The sequence below is a fragment of the Ornithinibacillus proteolyticus genome, assembly GCF_039581225.1.
GTDB lineage: Bacteria > Bacillota > Bacilli > Bacillales > Amphibacillaceae > Ornithinibacillus > Ornithinibacillus massiliensis.
Map to the genome: position 1 here is coordinate 1 of NZ_JBCPXV010000029.1, position 18,110 is coordinate 18,110.

15 protein-coding genes and 2 riboswitches are annotated in these 18,110 nt (G+C 36.8%); of the genes, 2 read left to right on the forward strand and 13 right to left on the reverse strand.

All coding sequences use genetic code 11. From position 1 onward, the window contains the following. Window positions 1–146 precede the first annotated feature (146 nt). The 8 genes from AAIB49_RS13495 to AAIB49_RS13530 form a co-directional block, all read right to left on the reverse strand. Complete coding sequence (locus AAIB49_RS13495) at window positions 147–1,178, reverse strand: glyceraldehyde-3-phosphate dehydrogenase (protein ID WP_343458327.1); 1,032 nt, start codon at window positions 1,176–1,178, stop codon at window positions 147–149. Between the two features lie 130 nt (window positions 1,179–1,308). Beyond that, window positions 1,309–1,911, reverse strand: a complete 603-nt coding sequence (gene coaE / locus AAIB49_RS13500) for a dephospho-CoA kinase (RefSeq protein ID WP_339214368.1) — start codon at window positions 1,909–1,911, stop codon at window positions 1,309–1,311. Window positions 1,912–1,924: 13 nt separating this feature from the next. Next, window positions 1,925–2,752, reverse strand: a complete 828-nt coding sequence (gene mutM, locus AAIB49_RS13505) for a DNA-formamidopyrimidine glycosylase (RefSeq protein ID WP_339214367.1) — start codon at window positions 2,750–2,752, stop codon at window positions 1,925–1,927. A 12-nt stretch (window positions 2,753–2,764) separates the two neighbouring features. After that, window positions 2,765–5,401 carry a DNA polymerase I gene (gene polA / locus AAIB49_RS13510; protein WP_339214366.1) on the reverse strand — a complete coding sequence of 879 codons (2,637 nt, stop codon included), beginning with the start codon at window positions 5,399–5,401 and terminating at the stop codon, window positions 2,765–2,767. A 149-nt stretch (window positions 5,402–5,550) separates the two neighbouring features. Beyond that, window positions 5,551–6,366 (reverse strand): MetQ/NlpA family ABC transporter substrate-binding protein, encoded by an 816-nt coding sequence (locus AAIB49_RS13515; protein ID WP_339214365.1) that lies wholly within the window; start codon window positions 6,364–6,366, stop codon window positions 5,551–5,553. Window positions 6,367–6,404: 38 nt separating this feature from the next. Then, the gene (locus tag AAIB49_RS13520; RefSeq protein WP_339214364.1) at window positions 6,405–7,076 is read right to left on the reverse strand and encodes a methionine ABC transporter permease; all 672 of its coding nucleotides are present in this window, start codon (window positions 7,074–7,076) and stop codon (window positions 6,405–6,407) included. Window position 7,077: 1 nt separating this feature from the next. Then, the gene (locus tag AAIB49_RS13525) at window positions 7,078–8,082 is read right to left on the reverse strand and encodes a methionine ABC transporter ATP-binding protein (RefSeq protein ID WP_343458328.1); all 1,005 of its coding nucleotides are present in this window, start codon (window positions 8,080–8,082) and stop codon (window positions 7,078–7,080) included. A 104-nt stretch (window positions 8,083–8,186) separates the two neighbouring features. Then, a riboswitch (SAM riboswitch) is annotated at window positions 8,187–8,291 on the reverse strand. 117 nt (window positions 8,292–8,408) lie between these two features. Continuing rightward, window positions 8,409–9,584: a pyridoxal phosphate-dependent aminotransferase gene (locus tag AAIB49_RS13530; RefSeq protein WP_343458329.1), complete on the reverse strand. Its 1,176-nt coding sequence runs from the start codon at window positions 9,582–9,584 to the stop codon at window positions 8,409–8,411. Window positions 9,585–9,819: 235 nt separating this feature from the next. Further along, window positions 9,820–9,924: riboswitch (SAM riboswitch) on the forward strand. A 69-nt stretch (window positions 9,925–9,993) separates the two neighbouring features. Between AAIB49_RS13530 and AAIB49_RS13535 the strand changes: the two genes are divergently transcribed. Beyond that, window positions 9,994–11,067 carry an iron-containing alcohol dehydrogenase family protein gene (locus tag AAIB49_RS13535; protein WP_343458330.1) on the forward strand — a complete coding sequence of 358 codons (1,074 nt, stop codon included), beginning with the start codon at window positions 9,994–9,996 and terminating at the stop codon, window positions 11,065–11,067. A 10-nt stretch (window positions 11,068–11,077) separates the two neighbouring features. After that, entirely contained in the window at window positions 11,078–11,863 is a 786-nt protein-coding gene (locus tag AAIB49_RS13540; RefSeq protein WP_339214359.1) for a carbon-nitrogen family hydrolase, read from the forward strand. A 207-nt stretch (window positions 11,864–12,070) separates the two neighbouring features. Here AAIB49_RS13540 and pnpS read toward each other — a convergent pair whose 3' ends face one another. From pnpS to citZ, 5 genes are all read right to left on the reverse strand, one after another. Then, window positions 12,071–13,441 (reverse strand): two-component system histidine kinase PnpS, encoded by a 1,371-nt coding sequence (gene pnpS, locus AAIB49_RS13545; protein WP_343458331.1) that lies wholly within the window; start codon window positions 13,439–13,441, stop codon window positions 12,071–12,073. Then, window positions 13,438–14,130 (reverse strand): response regulator transcription factor, encoded by a 693-nt coding sequence (locus tag AAIB49_RS13550; protein ID WP_343458332.1) that lies wholly within the window; start codon window positions 14,128–14,130, stop codon window positions 13,438–13,440. The genes pnpS and AAIB49_RS13550 overlap by 4 nt, the downstream gene beginning before the upstream one ends. Before the next feature lie 359 nt (window positions 14,131–14,489). Further along, complete coding sequence (gene mdh / locus AAIB49_RS13555; RefSeq protein ID WP_339214355.1) at window positions 14,490–15,428, reverse strand: malate dehydrogenase; 939 nt, start codon at window positions 15,426–15,428, stop codon at window positions 14,490–14,492. A gap of 23 nt (window positions 15,429–15,451) precedes the next feature. Beyond that, window positions 15,452–16,723: an NADP-dependent isocitrate dehydrogenase gene (icd, locus tag AAIB49_RS13560; protein WP_339214354.1), complete on the reverse strand. Its 1,272-nt coding sequence runs from the start codon at window positions 16,721–16,723 to the stop codon at window positions 15,452–15,454. Between the two features lie 89 nt (window positions 16,724–16,812). Then, complete coding sequence (citZ, locus tag AAIB49_RS13565; RefSeq protein ID WP_339214352.1) at window positions 16,813–17,928, reverse strand: citrate synthase; 1,116 nt, start codon at window positions 17,926–17,928, stop codon at window positions 16,813–16,815. Between the last annotated feature and the right edge of the window lie 182 nt (window positions 17,929–18,110).

Genomic DNA, 18,110 nt, shown 5'->3' on the forward strand with positions numbered 1-18,110 from the left:
GGTGTCCTTTTTGTTTACTTTAATATCAGAAAATTGCGTGCAAAAAATAATAAGCATGGTCCTTACCGTTAAAACGTTGGTAAGGACCATGCTTATATTAATTTACTGGGGTTTTGTCCCAGCCTCCTAATCATAAGTATATTCATTTAGGAAACGGATACATTTTTCGCTTTTATAAAGCTTCCAACATAGTTAACAAGGTCAATCACTCTTGCTGAATAACCCCATTCATTGTCATACCATACTAACACTTTTATTTTATTATCCTCCATTACCATGGTGGATAATCCATCAATGATTGCCGAATAATCAGAAGTCGTATAGTCAATCGATACTAATGGTTGATCACTATATTGAATGATTCCTGCCAATTCATTCGCAGCGGCATTGCGGAATACATTATTTACGATTTCGGTTGTAACAGGTTCTTCTACATCTACTACTAAATCGACTAACGACACGTTCGGAGTAGGAACTCGCAGTGCCATACCATGTAATTTCCCTTTAAGATGTGGTAATACTTCACCTAATGCTTTCGCTGCACCTGTTGAAGTTGGGATTATGGATTGTGTACATCCTCGTGCCCGACGAAGATCCTTATGTGGATTATCAAGGTTTTTTTGGTCATTCGTAAAGGCATGAACGGTCGTCATTAATCCATTTTTAATCTTAAAGTTTTCATCTAACACTTTCACCACAGGGGCCAAACAATTTGTTGTACATGATGCATTCGAGATCACATCATCATGATATTCATCATAATCATGATGGTTTACCCCCATTACAATCGTTTTATCTACTTGTTTACCTGGTGCTGTAATAACAACTTTTTTAGCTCCAGCTTCTAAATGTAAGCCTGCATCTTTTTTTGTCTTAAATTTCCCAGTTGCATCAATTACAACATCAATCTCAAATTTAGCCCAAGGTAATTTATCCGGTTCTCTGAAATTAACCAGTTCGATTCGTTTTCCGTATACTTCAAGTCCATCTTGAACTGCTTTTACATCTTCATTAAACGGTCCATGGACACTATCATACTTGATTAAGTGTGCTAATGTTTCTGGAGGATAGCTAGCATTAACCGCTACAACCTCTAAGTTTGGATCAGTAATGGCTTGCCTAAATACCATTCTCCCAATTCTTCCTAATCCACTAATAGCAATTCGAGTTTTCCCCATCATTAGTCCTCCTGATACGATTATGATATACTATATATTCAAAATTCAAATATAGTATAACACATTTGATTAAAAATGGAAGCATATATATAAAAAAACTCAAAGGATTTTTATCTCCTTTGAGTTTTTATTAGCATGGTATTCCCCATTGATTCAGCACATCTTGCAGCTGTTCCAATGTATGTTCTAACGTCCCATTGTTATCAATGACTGCATCAGCCAGCTTTACCTTTTCCTTTAATGGAATTTGTGACTGAATTCGCTGTAATGCCTCTTCTTTCTGGGAATGATCTCGTTTCATAAGTCTTTGTAGTTGAACATCCTCATCTACATAGACAACTAGTGTTTTATCCACCATATGGGTTAGTTTACTTTCAAATAATAATGGAATGTCCATGACAACACATGTTGCACCGTTCTCTAAAAAATGCTCCTTCTGTTCAAGCATTCTTTTCCTAACAGCTGGATGTACAATCGCGTTTAATTTAGCGCGTTTATCCGTATCGGAAAAGATAATGGCTCCTAATTTCTTCCGATCAAGGCTTCCATCTGGTAGTAGGATATCATGACCAAATTCATTAACAATAGCTTGTAAAGTGGATTCCCCTGGTTCTACTACATCCCTTGCAATTTGGTCTGCATCAATTACTGGAATTAGTAGTTCCTTAAACATAGCGGCAACCGCACTCTTTCCACTAGCGATACTTCCTGTTAATCCAATAACAATAGACATCGTATATTCTCCTTTAGAGCTTTTGACAATTCAAGCAAACATGTGTCCCACGACCGCCAACCTTCATTTTGGTAATTGGTTTCCCACAAGACGGACATGCCTTATTATCTTGACCATAAACGGATAATTCCTGTTGGAACATCCCCATTTCCCCTTGACTATTTACATAGGAGCGGATGGTTGTCCCACCTTGTGCTACCGCTTCTTCTATAGTACTTATGGCTTGTTTGCGAATTTCTTGTACTTCTTTTTTGGTTAATTTATTTGCTTTTTTTAACGGATGAATTCTCGCTTTAAATAATGTTTCATCCACATAAATATTGCCTAATCCGGCTACAATCGTCTGATCCAATAATACAGACTTAATGGAACGGTTCGTTGCCTTTAGCTTTTTATAAAAATACTCTGCTGTAAATGCTTTGTCAAACGGGTCAGGCCCTAGCTGAACCAAAGGCTTCTGCAGTAGCTCTTCCCCTTTTTTCACAATATGCATCGTTCCAAATTTACGAACATCATTATACCTTAGTTCTTCCTCAGTAGTGAATGAAAAGATGACATGGGTATGCTTTTTCACCGGTTCATCCTTGTAGTGTACACTATATTTCCCTTCCATCCTCAAATGAGAAATTAGTGTATAATCATCTAATTCAAACAACAGAAACTTGCCCTTCCGTTTTATGTCATGAATGGTTTGTCCGATTAAAAGCTGTTTAAAATGTTCCACATCATCTGGTTTCTTGATAATCTTCCCCCAATAAACCTTTACATCCTCTATCGTACGATTTAATACAAATCGTTTTAATGTGTTACGTATTGTCTCTACTTCTGGTAGCTCTGGCATTTCAATTTCTCCTTATTTTGCATCATACCAGCTATCACCATAAGAATAGTCTGCTTTTAAAGGAACATTTAACTCGACTGTATTCTCCATCATAGCTGGAACAATTTCCTTCAGTTTCTCAAGTTCTTCCCTTGGTGCTTCTAAAATTAATTCATCGTGAACTTGAAGTAGCATGCGTGCTTGCATCTTTTCTTCTTGTAGTTTTTCACGCAAATCAATCATTGCTTTCTTTATGATATCAGCTGCAGTACCTTGGATTGGTGTATTCATAGCCGTTCTTTCTGCAAAACTTCTTAAATTAAAGTTTCTACTCGTAATCTCAGGTAAATATCTTCTCCGATGCATCAATGTTGTCACATAGCCTTTATGCTTCGCTTCCTGTACAATGTCATCCATATAGGCTTTGACTCCAGGATAGCTTTCCAAATAACGTTCGATGAATTGCTTCGCTTCTTTACGAGTGATTCCAAGACTTTGAGAAAGCCCAAAATCACTAATACCATAGACAATTCCGAAGTTAACAGCCTTGGCCTGTCTGCGCATATTCGAAGTTACATCATCTTTATCCACATGGAATACTTCCATTGCTGTCTGCGTATGAATATCCTCCCCATTTTTAAAAGCAGCAATTAATTTTTCATCCTTCGCAATATGGGCTAGTACACGTAATTCAATTTGTGAGTAATCCGCTGCAAACATAATCCAATCCTTTTTCGAAGGAACAAATGCTTGTCTAATTTTGCGTCCTTCTTCAATTCGAATCGGGATATTTTGTAGATTAGGATCAATCGAGCTTAAACGCCCAGTTTGTGTTAAAGCTTGATTATAACGGGTATGGATTTTACTCGTTTTCTTATCGACTACCTTTAGTAGCCCTTCAATATACGTAGATTGAAGCTTACCTAATTGGCGATAAAGTAGTATTTTCGAAACAATTTCGTGTTGAGGCTCTAACTGCTCTAACACATCTGCTGCAGTAGAGTAGCCAGTTTTCGTCTTCTTAATAACCGGTAATCCAAGTTTTTCGAAGAGGATTGGTCCTAGCTGTTTAGGAGAATTAATGTTGAATTTCTCTCCAGCTAATTCGTATATCTCCTGTTCTACTTCCGCTAATCGTTGCTTCAATTCTGTTCCCATTTCCTCTAATCTTGCAACATCAACCAGTACACCTGTATGCTCCATTTCCGCTAAAATTAATGCTAATGGCATCTCCAATTCTTTGAGTAAGGAATACAGCTCATGTTCACGTAATTCTTCTTCCATCTTTTCCTCAAGCTTTATGAGCACATTGGTTTTACGTGCAATATGTTCTGCGAGCGTCTCTTGCTCTGGAATCTTCATCTTTGCACCTTTACCATATACCTCTTCATCAAATCGAACAGACTTGAATCCCCATCTATGCGCAATAGCCGGAATATCATGATTATTTTCGGCAGGATTTAGAAGATAGGATGCAAGCAGTACATCAAATCTAACTCCCTTTAGGTGAATCCCTTTCTTTAATAAAGAAACTACGGATTGTTTGGCATCGAATACAACTTTCTTATTAGCTGGATTTTCTGCCCATTTTTTAAATTCCTCTGACTCTAGCGCTACATTAGTTGGTATAAAATAAGCCTTTTCCCGATTGGTTATGCCAATTCCTTCTATTGGTGCGGTATGGTAACTATCGCTAAGCATTTCAATTACTAACGCTTCTTCACCGGTAAACATGTCCGAAGTAATCTCTTTTACTATCGTATAGTTTAGTTCTTCTAGTTCTTCTTCCGTTTCTTCTACTATATCTTCTGAGCCGACCCGATCTAATAGCGACTGGAATCCTAAATCCTTGAATAAATTAGCCACATCTTGATTCGGATAACCTTCATAGGACAAATCATTAATAGACACTTCTATTGGTGAATCACAATTAATGGTTGCGAGTTCTCTACTCATGAAAGCATCCTCTTTATGGTTCGTTAGGTTCTCCTTTAATTTCTTCCCACTAACCTCATCTAAATGCTCATATAAATTATCCAGTGTTTGATATTGCTTTAATAGTTTGGTTGCTGTTTTTTCTCCTACACCAGGAACTCCTGGAATATTATCGGAGCTATCACCCATTAGTGATTTTAATTCAATAATTTGCTCTGGTGTTATCTCCATTTTCTCAAATAGGTATTGTGGTGTATACGCCTCTACATCAGATATTCCTTTTTTTGTAACATTAACCGTAACGTTATCAGATACTAGCTGAAGCATATCTTTGTCACCTGAAATGACTTCTACTTCAACGTTCTGTTCTTTTGCTTGCTTTGCTAATGTTCCAATAATATCATCTGCTTCATATTGATTTAACTCATAATGACGAATCTGAAATGCATTAAGTAATTCCTTCACTAGTGGAAATTGCTCAGATAGCTCTGGTGGTGTCTTCTGACGACCACCCTTATATTCCTTATACGTGCTATGTCTAAAGGTTGTTTTACCGGCATCAAAGGCAACAAGCATATGGGTTGGCTTCTTTTCCTCTAAAATACGAAGTAACATGGTTGTAAATCCATATACCGCATTGGTGTAGACACCTTTATCATTATTCAGCAGTGGTAATGCAAAAAAAGCACGGTAAATAATACTGTTTCCATCTATCAAAACCAATTTCTTTGTCATTGGTATTCCTCCTTGTCCGTATCACACTTTTCATCTATTTTACCATTTAAGCTAGAACACGTAAAAAAAGAGCACCTAAAGGGTACCCTCCAAACCGTTAGAGTAGAACACTAATGTTTTTGAGGAAGTACCAAGGCACTCTTTTTACATTATCTATTTTGCATCCATTCAGGCTTACCAAAGCCTTGGAATTCTTCATCTATAATTGCTTCAAACTCTTCTGATTCAATGACTTCCTTGATGTCTTGAACAAACTGCGATTCTAAATCCTCTGTTTTTACGGCTACAACATTACGGTACTCATCTGGCATATTCTCTAAAGCTAATGCATCAAGAAGATTCAAGTTTGCTGCCAGTGCAAAATTTCCTGGAACAGCGGCTAAATCTTCATTTTCAACAGCACGTGGTAATTGTCCCGCTTCAATTTCTTGAAAGTTTAAATTCTTTAGATTCTCTTCAATATCCTTTACTGATGCAGTTAGGGGATCTACTTCTTCATTTATCGTAATTAGCCCCTCATCCTGTAGCATTACTAATGTTCTTGCTAAGTTAGTTGGATCATTGGCAATTACAACAGTACTTCCTTCTTCAATATCCCCAATACTATCATATTTATTTGAGTATAACCCCATTGGCGCAGTTGGAACGATAATAACCGATGATAAATCTAACTTATTCTCCTTCGCGAAGGCATCTAAATATATACTATGTTGAAATAAATTAGCATCTAAATCGCCATTAGCTAACGCATTATTTGGTTGGATGTAATCACTAAACTCTGTATTCTTTACTTCATATCCTTTTTCCTCTAATAATGGCGCAATTGCCTTTGTTACCATATCACTATAAGGCCCGGTAGTTGCCCCGAATTGAATTGTTTTCTTATCTCCATCTGATTCAGATCCACATGCAGCAAGAAGAAGTATAAATAAAAATGCTGTTATCGCTACTAAATATTTTTTCATAACTTGTTTCCTCCTAAAATTGTTTTTTCACTTACTACTTAACGTTTATTAAAAGCTTTCGCTAGAAAATCACCAAGGTACTGTACGAATTGAACTAATACAATTAATATAATAACGGTAGTAAACATGACGGTATCATCATAGCGATAGTATCCATATCGAATAGCTAAATCTCCTATCCCGCCACCACCTACAGTGCCAGCCATTGCCGAATATCCTATTAAACTAATACAAGTAATGGTTAATCCACTAATAAGACCCGGTTTAGCTTCTGGAAGGATAATATCTTTTATGATCATCCAAGGTGATGCACCTACGGCAACTGCCGCTTCAATAACCCCCTTATCAATTTCTCTTGCCGATGATTCTACTATTCTGGCATAAAATGGAATGGCAGCTACTGATAACGATACTGAGGCCGCTAGTGGTCCAATCGTTGTATTCACAAGTAGCTTAGTAAACGGCAATAAGAATACTAATAAAATAATAAACGGAACAGATCGTACTAAGTTAACCACGATCCCAACTAATAATTTTAAAAATCGATTTTCTAGAAATAACCCTTGGTCTGTTACATATAATAGAATTCCTATTGGTAACCCGAGGAAAACAGCGACAAGTAACGCAATCCCGACCATAATTAAAGTCTCAAGAAATGCTGTATTTAATTCTGGTAATAACTCTACGATTCTAGTTAAAAAATCGGCCATTTTATTTGATCACCTCTACTTGCTGGATGCGATTTTTTAAATAATCAATCGCATGATTAACTTCCGTTTCCTCGCCATTTAATTCCATAATAAAAATCCCCAATGGCGTCTCCTTAATATATTCCACTTTTCCATGAAGAATATTTCCTCTTACATTAAAGCTTTGCAGCATATCGGACACGACAGTTTCACTTGCAAGATTCCCTCTAAATTGCAGTCGAACTAACACTCCAGCACATGCATCACGTAGCTTTTGTGGCAATTCAAAATCTAACACACTTTTGATAAACTGCTTTGTTAATGGTTTAGTCGGTTGGGAAAAGATATCGTAGGAAGGTCCCTCTTCTATAATCTTTCCATCTTGCATGACAGCACATCTATCACAAATTTCTTTCACTACTTCCATCTCATGAGTAATAATAACTATTGTTATCCCAAGCTCCTGATTAATTCTTTTCAATAGATTTAGAATGGATTTAGTCGTACTAGGGTCAAGTGCTGATGTCGCTTCATCACATAATAATACTTTTGGATTATTGGCTAATGCACGAGCAATACTTACTCGTTGCTTCTGTCCACCACTTAATTGTGCTGGATAGTGGTTCGCCTTATCAGAAAGCCCTACTAGCTCAAGCAATTCCAATACACGTTCTCTTCGCTTGCTCTTTTCTACACCTGCGGCTTTTAATGCGAAAGCAACATTATCAAAAACCGTTTTCGATGCTACTAAGTAAAACCCTTGAAAAATCATCCCGATCGCTTGTCTAGCCTCACGTAGAGATTTTTTCGAAAGCTGTAGTAAATCAACTCCGTCTATGATTACTTTCCCTGAGGTAGGTCGTTCCAGAATATTCATACAGCGAATCAACGTGCTTTTACCTGCACCACTATAGCCAACAATTCCATATACTTCTCCTTTTTGAATAGATAAGGAGACATCATCAACACCAACAACAGTACTTTTCTTCGATTTGTAAACCTTACTAACGTGTTCCAGCTTAATCATTTGCTCCACCACACTTCAAATTACTCACTCCGTTAACATTCTTGTTAAATAACAAAAAAAACCCTCTTTGCACCTGAAAGAGAGTTTTGAATAGATAGATTCAATCCTTATCTTTCAGAATGATAGCATTCTGCAGGAGGTAGCACCACTCACGAAGAAGGTTGCTGTGACGTCTTCGGGCCTGTTCCCTCGGTCACTCTGGATAAGATAAATAATTTATATTTAATTTTACGTTAGATATTATATTAATCTCGTGCTTTCCATTTGTCAACGAAATTTAGTAAATTTTATTCATTTTTTATTTTCAAATCCTTCGATTGAATTGGCTAGCGAAAAATTTTTAAGCTCCCGATTCGCTCTGCCGCTTCTATAAGACGATCTTCATGGTCAAGTAAGCCAAGTCGTACATAACCTTCGCCACTCTCGCCAAAACCATTTCCTGGAGCCACCACGACATGTGCTTTCTCTAGTAATAAATCTGCGAACTGCTCTGACGTATACCCCTCTGGAACTGGTAACCAGGCAAAAAAAGTCCCTTTTGGTGCTTCAACCTTCCAGCCGATATCATGGAGCTTCTCGATAAACTTGTCACGTCTAGCTTCGTAAATGTGAACAAGTTCCGAAACATTCTCTTGACTCCCTAATAGTGCTTTTGCGGCAGCTTGTTGAATACCACTAAATAAACTAACATAAAGATGGTCTTGAATAAGGTTTATACTCTCAATAACCGACTGATTCCCTACCGCAAAACCAACTCGCCAACCAGCCATATTATAGGTTTTGGACAAGGTATACATTTCTACTCCAATATCCTTAGCACCTTCAGATTGCAGAAAACTCTGTGGTCTATTCCCGTCAAAACCGATGGCACCATATGCAAAATCATGAACCACACAAATGTTGTGCGCGTTAGCTAACATAACGGTCTCATCAAAGAAATCTTTAGTTGCTATTGCCGCAGTTGGATTATTAGGATAATTTAAAAACATTAACTTTGCTCTGTCAAGTGTGTCCTTTTCTATTGCAGAATAATTCGGTAAGAAACCATTTTCTTTTTTCAATGGCATTAATGCAATATCTGCATTTGCCATAGCAATTCCGGACATATAATCCGGATATCCTGGATCTGGCAATAGGGCTAAGTCACCAGGATTGAGCAGGCATTGACTAATCTCGACTAAGCCAGTTTTAGCACCAAATAAAATTGCAACCTCTTTATTTGGGTCTATTTCCACATGATATTCTCGCATATAAAATTCCGCAATTGCTTCTTTTAAAAATTGTTGTCCACGAAATGGCGAATATTTATGATAATTAGGGTTATCTGCAGCTATCTTTAACTCCTCTATAATATGTTTTGGAGTTGGTAAGTCAGGATTTCCTTGCCCTAAATTGATAATATCGTGTCCTTGACTTGCTAATCTTTGAACCTTTTGAACTAAAGATGCAAAGAACTGCTCTGGTAATCTTTGTAGTAATTTTGATTGTTCAAAGTGATACATTTCATCCACTCTCCTGAAAAGTCAGTCAAATTCTAGTAACTAACTATAGTCATTATCATGAAATTTGTAAAGCACTTTCTGCTAGACAAATGGTCATAAACTTTCCAATTAACCAATAGTACACTTAGTTAGGAAAGGAAGAACAAGTACGACTGTTTTAAAAATTGATTATTGACATGATGATCAACCAATGGGATAATCGTTCACATATAAAGATAATTCGGTAAATATAAAACTCTTATCACGAGAAGGTGGAGGGACTGGCCCTATGAAACCCGGCAACCGGTTGAAAATTCAACACGGTGCTAAATCCTGCAAGTATGACATTGCAAGATAAGAGGAGGAGTATAGAAATAACCTCTCTTCCTCTTGAAGAGAGGTTATTTTTGGATACAAAGGGGAGAAAAAGATGCAGGCCATTCATGTAAAAGGTTCACCAAATTTATATTTAGGTTATGAAGGTGTGCTTGACCAAATATCAAGTCTACTAGATGAGCATCAGTTTTATCATCCAACTGTAATACACGGAAATGCTTCTTGGAAAGCAGCAAAGCCTTATTTCGAGCTAACACAACCAGCAACTTATATAAATTATCAGGGGGATTGCACCCATGAAGAAGTTGATAGAATCGCACGTGTTACAAATGATATAGAAACCGATGTCATTATTGGGGTTGGTGGTGGCAAGATACTAGATATCGCCAAAGCAACAGGTGCAAAAGTAAACTTACCAGTAATCCTCATCCCTACGCTAGCATCAAATTGTGCTGCTTGGACACCGTTAAGTGTCTTCTATGATACAAAAGGTAACTTTAAAGAGTATATCGTTTTTCCACAAAGCACGTACATGGTGTTACTTGATCCTAGAATTATAGTCGATTCTCCAGTTGCATATCTACGTGCAGGTATTGGGGATACCATAGCGAAATGGTATGAAGCAGATGTTTTAACACGTAAGCTTACACCAAAGCCGCTAGCAGTAGATATCGCACTACACGCTGCTCGCTTATGCAGAGATGTACTACTTGAAAATGGTGACAATGCAATTGAGGCCATTTTGGCACATAAAATAACACCAGAACTAGTACGAGTCACCGAAACAATCATCATGGTAGGTGGAATGGTCGGTGGGTATGGCGATCATTACGGTAGAATATCAGGTGCTCATTCGATACATAATGCCCTTACTCTCATCCATGAGACCCACCAACATTTGCATGGGGATAAAGTTGCCTTTGGTGTATTGACCCAATTAGCATTGGAAGAACGATTAGATGAGATTTCATTTTTACTTCCATATTACAAAAAGCTAAAATTGCCTACTTCTCTTGCAGAATTAGGTATAGTAAGCAACCAGGAAGAAGCAATTAAAACTATTGCACAGGGTGCAACCAAACCTGGTGAATCCATTCATCTTATGGGCGTTTCTGACCCTGCGACAGTAGAAGCCGCTATACGCACTGTCGAAAAATTAAATAGGTAGGGGTGGTATAATGGGATTAACTATATCATTAATCCAAATGGATATTACATTTGGTAATCCTCAAGCTAATTATGAGCGTGTGACACAGTTATTTAAAGAATTCAAAGCCAATAACGCTGATGTCGTATTATTGCCAGAGTTATGGACGACAGGATATGATTTAACTCGCTTACATCAATTAGCTGATGATGGCAAAGAGTCCATTGGGTTCATATCTAAGCTTGCCAAACAATACCAAACCAATATCATTGCGGGCTCGATTGCCAAAAAAGTAAATGATAGCTTTACCAATACACTTTTCGTCGTAAACCAAGATGGTCAGCTTGTAAAAGAATATAATAAAGCCCATTTATTTCGCTTGATGGATGAAGATAAACATCTTATTGAAGGTAATGGTAACGGTAATTTTGAACTTGCAGGCTATCAAAGCGCTGGGATTATATGCTATGATATTCGTTTCCCAGAATGGGTTCGGACTCACATGTTAAATGATAGCAAAATTCTCTACGTAGTAGCCGAATGGCCAAAAGTCAGGATTGATCATTGGAGGGCACTTCTAATTAGTCGTGCTATTGAAAATCAATGCTTTGTTGTTGCTTGTAACCGTGTTGGCTCCGATCCTAACAATGTGTTCGGTGGTCACTCTATGATTATTGGCCCATGGGGAGAAATTATAGCTGAGGCTGGAGAAGAAGAAACAATTATCCATGCAGACATTGATCTTAATCAAGTTCATCAAGTGCGAAATACTATTCCTATTCTTCAGGATAGGCGTCCAGATATTTATGAGGTATAAGACTATATTGTTCTAGTTTGCCATCTACCCATTCCAGCAATATGCTTATCCGTACTTCTGGTATCAGTCTGATAAATATTCATTGCGGTTTTCAATCATAATAGGAGGTATTGAAAGTTATTCCCTCTCTAATCATCTAAAATCTGGTCTCTCTTAACAAAATACCCCAGATAAATAGACCAAATCTATTTATCTGGGGTATTTGCATTATCGCTTCGGAAAGTACACATGGAAAGTCGTTCCTTCATTTACTTCACTTTCTACTTCTATTTTCCCTTGATGGAGTTCTACAATATGTTTGACAATTGCTAAGCCAAGTCCAGTTCCGCCAGTATTTCTACTTCTAGCTTTATCGACACGATAGAAGCGTTCAAATATTCTTGGCAGTGATTCTTTAGGTATTCCGATACCAGTATCGCTTACCTGCAAATGAATATATTCCTCTTGTTCCTCTGCTAATAATGTTACACTTCCACCCTTTGGCGTGTAACTAATTGCATTTACTAAGAGGTTAATCATAACCTGCTTCACTCCAGAATGTTCCGCTTTAAATTCAATATTATCTCCACTTCCAACATGAAGTGTTATCCCATTATTTTCAGCTTGTTGATTTATAACCGGAATTACTTCATCAACTAATTCAGAGAAGCGTACTGTCGCTAATTCTATTTTGGAATCATCCTTTTCTAGCTTCGATAAAGATAATAGGTCTTGAATTAACATCTGTAGTCGTTTACTTTCTTCATTAATAATACTTAAAAATTGTTTTGCTGTATCCACATCCTGTAAATTGTTATCATCCAGTAATGTCTCCGCAAAGCCTCTTATAGAAGTAATTGGAGTTTTTAACTCATGTGATACATTTGCAACAAAATCTTTACGCATTGCTTCTAGTTTTTTCAGTTCGGTAATGTCATATAATACAATAACTGCACCCTTTAACATGTTCTTCTCATTAAAGATAGGTGCACCAATAATTTCAAAATATTGCTTATGACCATTTTCTATAATAAGGGAATCCTTCACCTTTTCTTCATACAAAAAGGTCTGTTGAATCGTTTTATGGATTTTCTCATGATCTAATACATCATAATACAAATATCCAATATAATCTCGTTCCTTCTTGTTACTAAAGAGACCTAGGAAATTTCTATTGACTAAATGAATATAGCCTTTTTCATCAATTAGGATTAATCCACTTTGAATATTTTCTATTACAGTCGTTAATTGTTCTGCTTGCATCTTCTCATTAATGGACAGTTCACTGAGACTTCTGGCAAGTTTATTAATTTGCATCAATAAGGACGCCATACTACCAGAAACTGGATGATGCATTCTCGCACGAAAATTACCTTTCACTAATTCATCTAACGTATTGGTGGCCTTCTGAATTGGTTTAACATATTTATCAAATACATAATGCAGCATCATCATGAGAACGATAAATTCTGTTAAAAGTACTAACAATAACACAATATAATTGCTCATAAAAAAGCTAAATACTACACCTGTTGCGACCACAATGAATAAGATAATTAACGCGTAGCGTAGTACTGGTTTTAAGGACAAAAACCTCACGTTGGATCCTCCATTTTATAACCCAACCCACGAATTGTTTTAATGTAAATCGGCTTTTTCGTATTGGGCTCAATTTTTTCTCTTAGATGACTAACATGAACATCAACAATACGAGTATCTCCAACAAAATCATAATCCCAAACAGCAGATAATAATTGATCTCTTGATAACACTTTATCCTTGTGTGTTGCTAAATAATGTAATAACTCAAATTCTTTTCGTGTAAAACTAAGTACCTGATTATTCTTCTCTGCTTCATATCGCTCAGGGAAAATCGTTAATTCTCCTACTTTTATATTTTTCACATTACTCGTTACAGAAACATTGGTCCGTCTTAAGATTGCTTTAATTCTAGCAATTACTTCCTTTGGACTAAATGGCTTAGTTAAATAATCATCCGCACCTATTTCTAATCCTAGTACTTTATCGAACTCTTCATCTCTAGCAGTTAACATTAAAACGGGTGTATCAATATGATTTCTTCTTAAATGCTTACAGACTTCAATGCCATCCATTTCTGGAAGCATTAAATCAAGAATAATAAAATCATATGTATTCTTATCCGCTTTCCGAATTGCTTCCAGTCCGTCATAGGCAACATCCGTTGTGAATCCAGCTTTCTCGAGATTGAATTTTAGTAATGTTACGATAGACATTTCATCATCTACAATAAGAACATGTTCATTCATGATATCAATTCCCCATTTCTTCTATGCTACCATTTACCTTATCTTAATATTACAATGAAATCGTTATAAATTAAATAATGGATAGATATTGTAAATAAATCTTTACACAATGCTGTTAAAGGATACTCTAATCATTTATATGGATTAAAACACCCTACTAATACATTACCATAAAAACATAGAACATATCTTGTTTTATTATCCTTTTTACTCGGTCAATAGCAAATTTCATCTCTGTATAACGTTCCGTATAGGTTTGATCATCGGTAACAAAGCTGATGGTTCCTTGATAAGTGTTCTAAGCTTCCAGAATATTAAAAAAGAGCTCCATTCGCGTAGAATGAAGCTCTCCTTCTCATTTATTGTAATACCTCTAAAACCTGTTTAACGGAATTAGCTGATTTATCTAAAGCCGCTTTTTCATCTTCCGTTAGATCTAATTCGATGATCTGTTCAATTCCATTTCCACCTAGAATGGTCGGAACACCTAAGTAAATATCGTTGTATCCATATTCACCCTCTAAGTAAGCGATGGATGGTAGTACGCGGCGTTGGTCTTTTAGGATAGCCTCTGCCATAACTGTTAAAGATGCTGCAGGTGCATAATAGGCACTTCCATTACCTAAAAGGTTGACGATTTCACCACCACCAGTACGAGTGCGTTGTACAATTTCATCTAATCGATCCTTAGGTAGTAACTTTTCTAGCGGAATTCCACCCGCATAGGAGTACCGAATTAGTGGTACCATATCATCACCATGGCCGCCTAACACAAAACCAGTAATATCTTTAACGGATAAATTTAACTCCTTGGCAACAAATGTACGGAAACGAGCTGTGTCTAATACTCCTGATTGACCGATAACTCGTTCTTTCGGGAAGCCAGACTCTTTAAATACCGTATAGGTCATCGCATCAACAGGATTTGTTAGCACGATGATTATCGTATCTTTCGAGTACTTCACAATCTCTTGCGTGACAGATTTCATTATTTTAGCGTTGGTATTGACTAAGTCATCTCTACTCATGCCAGGCTTCCTAGCAATACCGGCCGTGATTATTACTAAATCTGAATCCCTCGTATCCTCATAATTAGACGTTCCGATAATATTCGCATCAAAACCTTGTACTGGGCTTGCTTCTAGCATATCAAGTGCTTTACCCTTTGTTGGATTCTCCATATTAGGTATATCTACTAGAACAATATCCCCAATCTCTTTTTGAGCAAGCATCAATGCGGTTGTCGTACCGGTAAATCCTGATCCTATTACTGATACTTTTTTGCGCTTGTTTCCCATTTGTTATGCCTCCTTGATGTTAACTAGTCCATGTTTTTAATTAATTCATTGGCAAACTCAGAACATTTCACTTCTGTAGCGCCTTCCATTAGACGAGCAAAGTCATAGGTTACAACTTTAGAAGCAATTGTTTTGTCCATTGCCTTCGTAATTAAATCAGCTGCTTCTCTCCATCCAAGATGTTCAAGCATTAATACACCAGAAAGAATAACAGAAGAAGGATTCACTTTATCTAAGCCAGCATATTTAGGTGCAGTACCATGTGTTGCCTCGAAAATAGCATGACCTGTATTATAGTTAATGTTTGCTCCAGGTGCAATCCCTATACCACCAACTTGTGCAGCAAGCGCATCAGAGATGTAATCTCCATTAAGGTTCATCGTTGCCACAACATCAAATTCTGTTGGACGAGTAAGAACTTGTTGTAAGAAGATATCCGCAATGGCATCTTTAACAATTATCTTACCTTGAGCAACTGCTTCATCTTGTGCTTTATTTGCAGCATCTTTACCTTGTTCTTCCACAATACGATCATATTGTGCCCATGTGAATACTTTATCACCGAACTCTTCTTCAGCAACTTCATATCCCCAACCTTTAAAGGCACCTTCCGTAAACTTCATGATATTACCTTTGTGAACTAATGTCACACTTTTACGTCCTTCATTTAAAGCATACTCGATAGCTGCACGTACAAGACGTTTTGTACCTTCCTCTGAAACTGGTTTAATACCAATACCAGATGTTTCAGGGAAGCGAATTTTATGTACTCCCATTTCATTTTTTAGGAAGTCAATTACTTTCTTCACTTCGTCAGAGCCCTTTTGCCATTCAATACCAGCATAAATATCTTCTGTGTTTTCACGGAAGATTACCATATCTACATCTTCAGGACGTTTAACTGGAGATGGCACTCCTTCGAAATAACGTACTGGACGTAGGCAAGTGAATAGATCTAGCTCTTGACGTAATGCAACGTTTAAAGAACGAATTCCTCCACCAATTGGTGTAGTAAGTGGACCTTTGATAGCAATTTTGTACTCATCAATTTTATCTAGAGTTTCTTGTGGTAACCATTCACCAGTTTTATTGAACGCTTTTTCACCAGCATAAACCTCTAACCATTCAATTTTCTTTGTACCATTATACGCTTTTTCTACTGCTGCTTCTAATACTCGACTAGCTGCTGCCCAAATATCAGGACCAGTACCGTCTCCTTCGATAAATGGAATGACAGGTTGGTTTGGTACATTTAATTTACCATTCTCTACTACAATTTTTTCTCCTTGTGTCATAAATAATTCCTCCTAGTTTTCTAGTAGCTTATCGGAATAATAGCCGGGGCTACCGGCTATTATTACTAACGAGATTCATAGTATATTGCTTAACGATTTTCAAGTGGGATATATTGTTGGGTATTCGGTCCCACATATTCTGCACGTGGACGAATTAAACGATTATTCGAATATTGTTCTAATATATGTGCAGCCCAACCAGATACACGGCTCATAGCGAAAATTGGTGTAAATAAATCATGATCAATCCCTAAACTATGATACATCGAAGCAGAATAGAAATCTACGTTTGCTGGTAAACCTTTTTCTTGTTTAATATAGTCCTCGATTGCTACAGACATATTATACCATTTTTCTTGACCAGTAAGGGCTGTCAATTCTTTAGACATCTTTTGTAGATGCTTAGCTCTAGGATCACCATTGCGATAAACACGGTGTCCCATACCCATGATTTTTTCTTTGTTTGCTAATTTTTCTTTAATATACGGGATAGCATTCTCTTCTGTACCGATTTCCGTTAGCATTTTCATCACACGCTCATTAGCCCCACCATGCAATGGACCTTTTAATGCGCCAATTGCAGCAGTAATACCAGAATACATATCAGATAGTGTTGCAACACAAACTCTAGCAGTGAATGTAGATGCATTGAGTTCGTGATCAGCATGTAATACTAACGCTTTATTAATTGCTTCGATTTCTATTTCATTTGGTTTTTCGCCATTTAACATATATAAAAAGTTTTCTGCATAGCTTACATCTTTTAATGGTTTAACAGGGTCTTTACCTTGTCTTATTCGCGAAAAAGCTGCCACGATTGTTGCAATCTTAGCTTGTATACGAACTGCCTTACGTCGATTAGCTTCTTCTTCCATTACATCTGCTTCTTCATCGTATAAACCTAGTAGGGAAATAGATGTTCTTAATGCTGCCATAGGATGTACTTTAGACAAATCATAAGAGCGCAAATGATCTAATACTGCTTCTGGAACTTCCATATTATCGGCAAGTTCTTTTTTAAAGGCTTCTAATTCAGCGATTGTCGGTAGTTTCAAATTCCATAATAAATAAACTACTTCTTCAAAGCTTGAATTCTCTGCTAAATCATCAATCTTGTAACCTACGTAAGTTAGTTGGTCATCAATGATAGAACTAATTGATGATTGTGTTGCTACAACCCCTTCAAGACCTTTCGTTGCTGTCATAGATAAAACCCTCTCCTTTTTCTATATTGTTCTAACATTAAGCGAAAAATAATGTTAAATTATTTAGACAATTCCCTAGTAAAACAATCGGATATTGTCATCCCCAAAACCAATTATAAAGTATTTTGAAAGCAATGTGAAATGAAACCGTTTAAATTTCTACAAATAATTATTATAAGAAT

Coding starts and splice junctions, on each gene's coding strand:
- AAIB49_RS13495 (WP_343458327.1), bottom strand. CDS start 1,178: ATGGGGAAAACTCGAATTGCTATTAGTGGATTAGGAAGAATTGGGAGA.
- coaE (WP_339214368.1), bottom strand. CDS start 1,911: ATGTCTATTGTTATTGGATTAACAGGAAGTATCGCTAGTGGAAAGAGT.
- mutM (WP_339214367.1), bottom strand. CDS start 2,752: ATGCCAGAGCTACCAGAAGTAGAGACAATACGTAACACATTAAAACGA.
- polA (WP_339214366.1), bottom strand. CDS start 5,401: ATGACAAAGAAATTGGTTTTGATAGATGGAAACAGTATTATTTACCGT.
- AAIB49_RS13515 (WP_339214365.1), bottom strand. CDS start 6,366: ATGAAAAAATATTTAGTAGCGATAACAGCATTTTTATTTATACTTCTT.
- AAIB49_RS13520 (WP_339214364.1), bottom strand. CDS start 7,076: ATGGCCGATTTTTTAACTAGAATCGTAGAGTTATTACCAGAATTAAAT.
- AAIB49_RS13525 (WP_343458328.1), bottom strand. CDS start 8,082: ATGATTAAGCTGGAACACGTTAGTAAGGTTTACAAATCGAAGAAAAGT.
- AAIB49_RS13530 (WP_343458329.1), bottom strand. CDS start 9,584: ATGTATCACTTTGAACAATCAAAATTACTACAAAGATTACCAGAGCAG.
- AAIB49_RS13535 (WP_343458330.1), top strand. CDS start 9,994: ATGCAGGCCATTCATGTAAAAGGTTCACCAAATTTATATTTAGGTTAT.
- AAIB49_RS13540 (WP_339214359.1), top strand. CDS start 11,078: ATGGGATTAACTATATCATTAATCCAAATGGATATTACATTTGGTAAT.
- AAIB49_RS13550 (WP_343458332.1), bottom strand. CDS start 14,130: ATGAATGAACATGTTCTTATTGTAGATGATGAAATGTCTATCGTAACA.
- mdh (WP_339214355.1), bottom strand. CDS start 15,428: ATGGGAAACAAGCGCAAAAAAGTATCAGTAATAGGATCAGGATTTACC.
- icd (WP_339214354.1), bottom strand. CDS start 16,723: ATGACACAAGGAGAAAAAATTGTAGTAGAGAATGGTAAATTAAATGTA.
- citZ (WP_339214352.1), bottom strand. CDS start 17,928: ATGACAGCAACGAAAGGTCTTGAAGGGGTTGTAGCAACACAATCATCA.